The organism is Muribacter muris (assembly GCF_001038205.1).
Classification (GTDB): Bacteria; Pseudomonadota; Gammaproteobacteria; order Enterobacterales; family Pasteurellaceae; genus Muribacter; species Muribacter muris.
In genome coordinates this window covers 1-3,895 of sequence record NZ_JWIZ01000102.1, presented here as the reverse complement: position 1 = coordinate 3,895, position 3,895 = coordinate 1, and the positions used below count along the sequence as shown (strand labels likewise).

3 protein-coding genes and 1 pseudogene are annotated in these 3,895 nt (G+C 43.6%); all 4 read right to left on the bottom strand.

Features of this window, described 5'->3' with window-relative positions; all coding sequences use genetic code 11:
• Positions 1 to 89: 89 nt before the first annotated feature.
• Positions 90 to 488, bottom strand: a complete 399-nt coding sequence (locus RO21_RS11650; RefSeq protein WP_047977949.1) for a hypothetical protein — start codon at positions 486 to 488, stop codon at positions 90 to 92.
• A 68-nt stretch (positions 489 to 556) separates the two neighbouring features.
• Positions 557 to 2,698: a transglycosylase SLT domain-containing protein gene (locus RO21_RS11645; RefSeq protein WP_053067784.1), complete on the bottom strand. Its 2,142-nt coding sequence runs from the start codon at positions 2,696 to 2,698 to the stop codon at positions 557 to 559.
• An 89-nt stretch (positions 2,699 to 2,787) separates the two neighbouring features.
• A complete protein-coding gene (gene hpt / locus RO21_RS11640; protein WP_047977948.1) occupies positions 2,788 to 3,327 on the bottom strand; it encodes a hypoxanthine phosphoribosyltransferase in 540 nt (179 codons plus the stop codon).
• A 405-nt stretch (positions 3,328 to 3,732) separates the two neighbouring features.
• Positions 3,733 to 3,895 (bottom strand): annotated as a pseudogene (locus tag RO21_RS12255) (IS1595 family transposase); the annotation flags it as partial.

Here is a 3,895-nt window from a genome sequence, read left to right as displayed (position 1 = left end):
TTGTTTTGCTTGTACTGACTTAAACGACTTCTTCTCATAGGGATTATTCTAACCTGAAATTAGATTTCCCTAGTTATCTAGTACAGCCCCTAACTTAATAACGTTTCATCATTAACAACACCTATACCATTGAAACCAACAGCTTTCCAACCATCCTTTGCAACAACAGCAGGATCTGCCAAAGGTATTGATTTTCCCCATATATCCAATGTATTTAAATCTTTGCCTGATATAGAGATTGATGTAATACCTGAATCTTTTGTACTAACACCAAATACATAATTACCAAAAATAGTATCAGGCTCTCTAGGCTTGTCCTGTACTTTATTTTTAGTATCATCCTCTTTCTTCGGATTTTCCACCAAATCATTAACAGGCTTATTTATTTTGGATGAAGAAGGATTAGAGCTGCCACCGCTCCCTCCTCCGCCACAAGCACTCAAAATAAATGCCCCGATTATTACTACTGCTAGCTTGCTTTTTTTCATAATTCACCTCTTAAGTATACTTAGTTAAATTTTTACAATATATACTTTTAGAGTTCGATTGTATATAGCTAATAGTTTGATGCTTCCTCCTGACTAAACATCACTTTTTGGGGCTGTTCTTGAAGTATTTGGTAATAATAGTCATACGCCAGTACATTTTGCACATAGCCACGGGTTTCCAAAAACGGAATTGAGACAATAAATTCGTCCATTGCCAAACGCCCGCCGGCACGTTCCAGCCACGTTTTTACCCGATGCGCTCCTGCATTATAAGCTGCGGCAATTAAAATGCGGTTATTCGGATATTTTTCGTTTAACTCCGCCAAATGTGCCGTGCCAAGCATAATATTTTTAAACGGATCGAGCAAATCTCGCTCGCTAAACGGCAGTTGCTGATTATCCGCCGTCTGTTTCGCCGTGCTTGGCAACATTTGCATTAGCCCCTGTGCGTTGGCGTGGGAGCGGGCTTGCGCATTCCACGCACTTTCTTGGCGGGCAATCGCCATTGCAAAGGTTTTAGTGATATTGTGATCGGTCAAATGCAGATCAAACCATTGGGCATAGGCATTCGGCAAGCGTAGCTGAACATAATCCCACGCTTTCGCCTGAATTGTGCCTTCCACCGCTAAATCCACCCAGCTTTGCCCGTTGGCATAATCGGTCAATGCAATTTTTTCGTCAAAACTGACCGCTTGTAACAGGTCAATCCACGCTGTTTTCGCTGCCTCAAAACGTTTTAACGCCCTCAACTCCCGCACCCGTTCCAACGCTGGTGTAAATTGTGCCTGCTGATGAGGCGTTAAAGACACAACTGACGGTAAATTAAGAGTGTAAGGTTTGCCCAAGGCGTGAGCGGCAAGCATCGGGTAAAATCCCCGCTCCGTTGCCAAAGCATTCAGTAAGACATTTCGCTGTTTCGGGTCGGCTTTTGCCTGCCAATAACGCCATTCCGCTTTCTCTTTCGCTTGCGGTGTTAAATTGTCCAGCCACGGTTTCAACGGCGTTTGCTGGAAAATCGCTGTGCGTAATCGCCGCTCAGTGAGTTGATCTGCCTTTAAGGCGAGCAACTGTTCGTCCCGCCAGAGCTGAAAAGCCGGATCGAGATTGTCAAATACCCGACTGATAAACGCCATTTTCCACGCTTTTTGCGTTTCCTCGCTCAGCCCCCATTTTTCCGCCCAGCCTTGATAGACAGAAAAGTTGGGGTTATCCATCTGTTCTGCCAGTGTACGCACAAACGCAGGGAAGGCTTTCTCAATGATCCGGCGATTAACCTCTGTAAGCGGTTGGTTCTGCACAAAATGTTGCAAATTTTTCGGCTCGGCGAGCAGTTTTTCCAACGCGCTCAACCAGCCGTTTAATTCGGGATCTTGGCTATTTTCGTTAAGCGAGACTAAGGCTGGCTTCGCCCCTAACTGAAATAAATAGAGTGCTTTTTGCTGAATTTTTGCCGCCGTTTTTAATCCCTGATCTCGCCAATAGGCTTCTATTCCGCCGCATTCCAAGGGCAAAAACGCATTTTTGCGCCAATAACTTGCTTCCGCCTCACCCAATTTCTCATTTTGTTGCGCGATTTTACCCTGCCAAAAAGTATCGAACGCTGTCAGCAGTTCCGCCATTTCCGGCGAAGCGTTTGCCGGGCTGCCAGCCTGCTCCGCTTCCGGATTGAGTGCTGTTTTTTCGGCTAATAGCTGAAATTTTGCCGCAAACACACGGCACATATTGTCCATTGTCTCTGGCGGCACGGCTTGGCTGTACGCAATCAGTTCCGGTAATTTCTGTGCTTGATAATAGTGCGTATAAGGCAGTTGTGCCAACCGATTACGCTTGGCAATCAACGGATATTGGGCGGCAAATTGCGCTACTTCGTGCTCCAACTGTTCCGGCGTAAAACGTTCGCTTGCCACTAACGTCTTAAAGATAAGCCAATCGGCGTCCGGTTTTAAAGGGTAGTCATCGGATATTAAACGTTTCGCCAAAGCTAATACACGATCGGATAATTTACCCTGCTTTTCAGCATTTTTCAGCAAGGCTTCTAATTGCAGAAACTGTTCCCGTTCGGCGACTAATGTTTGTTGTGCTTGTTGATATGCCTGCGTCCACTGCTGTTTTAATGCGTCCAATGCCGGTGCGGACACGCTGTGTTTCTCCGATTTAGCCATTGTCGCCGAACTAAACAACAATAGCGACACTAAGGTTTTCTTCCACATAATCCCTCCGTTTTTGATAGCCGTTAGAATACAAAAACCGCTTGAAGTTGCATACCACAAGCGGTTAGTTTAGCGTGTTTTTTTGACAATTAGGCGTCAAGCACCACTTTGGCAATATAATCCAAATTGCGATAGCGTTGGGCATAATCAATCCCGTAACCGACAACAAATTCATCGGGAATCGCAAAGCCTATCCACTCCACCGGCACATCAACTTCACGGCGGGAAGGCTTATCCAACAATGTGCAAATGGCCAAGGATTTCGGCTCACGCAGGCGTAAAATATCCCGCACTTTGCTCAAGGTAAAGCCGGTATCAATAATGTCTTCGACAATCAACACATCTTTTCCGGCAATATCGCCGTCCAAGTCTTTCAGAATTTTCACATCACGGCTGGATTCAGTACTCAATCCATAACTGGAAGCCGTCAGAAAATCCACCTCCACTGGCAAATCCAAGCGGCGTACTAAATCCGCCATAAACATAAACGACCCTCGTAACAACCCAATCACCACAAGGCTCTCACAATGATTATGCTGATAATAGTGGTTAATCTCTTTGGCTAATTCCTCAATACGCTGCTGCACATCTTGCTTTGGAATAAGGGTTTGAATATGGTGTTTTTTCATTGTCCGACCTTGAAATATAAGAAATAAAAAGCGTTAAAATTGCGGTATTTTATCCTTTTTTACCGATTGCAACAAACTTTTGAGTTCAATACATTTTCTTGTACATTACTACTTAGGATTGATAGGAATAAGTGAATTTATTAAATCTATCTTTAATATACCCAGCGATAGTTTGTTCATTATTTCTTAGTTTATCTAAATTACCCTCACCAGTACCACTCCCTCCAAGAATAATTCCAGATACATTAAACTGGGGCACACGTCAATAACTGCTGCATCTTTTTCTGAATGCGAAATAGTATACTCAAGGGATAAACCGTATATCAAAAAATTTTACCAACACCACCTTTAGTGTTCTAAACTAAATATTTTTGGGGCTGTAGTAGATTAGCCCTAAATATCACACTATTTGCGTAACGTGTTTAGTTGTGCTTTTGGTATCCCAAAGTTAAACCGAAATTCACATGCCTCAGGAATAAGGGGAAGTTTTTTCGGTTTATTCCGTTGTATTTTTGCAGCACGGGTTTCGCCTGACTCCAAAAATGTTCAATACCATTAATGTGATTTT

Coding starts and splice junctions, on each gene's coding strand:
- hpt (WP_047977948.1), bottom strand. CDS start 3,327: ATGAAAAAACACCATATTCAAACCCTTATTCCAAAGCAAGATGTGCAG.
- RO21_RS11650 (WP_047977949.1), bottom strand. CDS start 488: ATGAAAAAAAGCAAGCTAGCAGTAGTAATAATCGGGGCATTTATTTTG.
- RO21_RS11645 (WP_053067784.1), bottom strand. CDS start 2,698: ATGTGGAAGAAAACCTTAGTGTCGCTATTGTTGTTTAGTTCGGCGACA.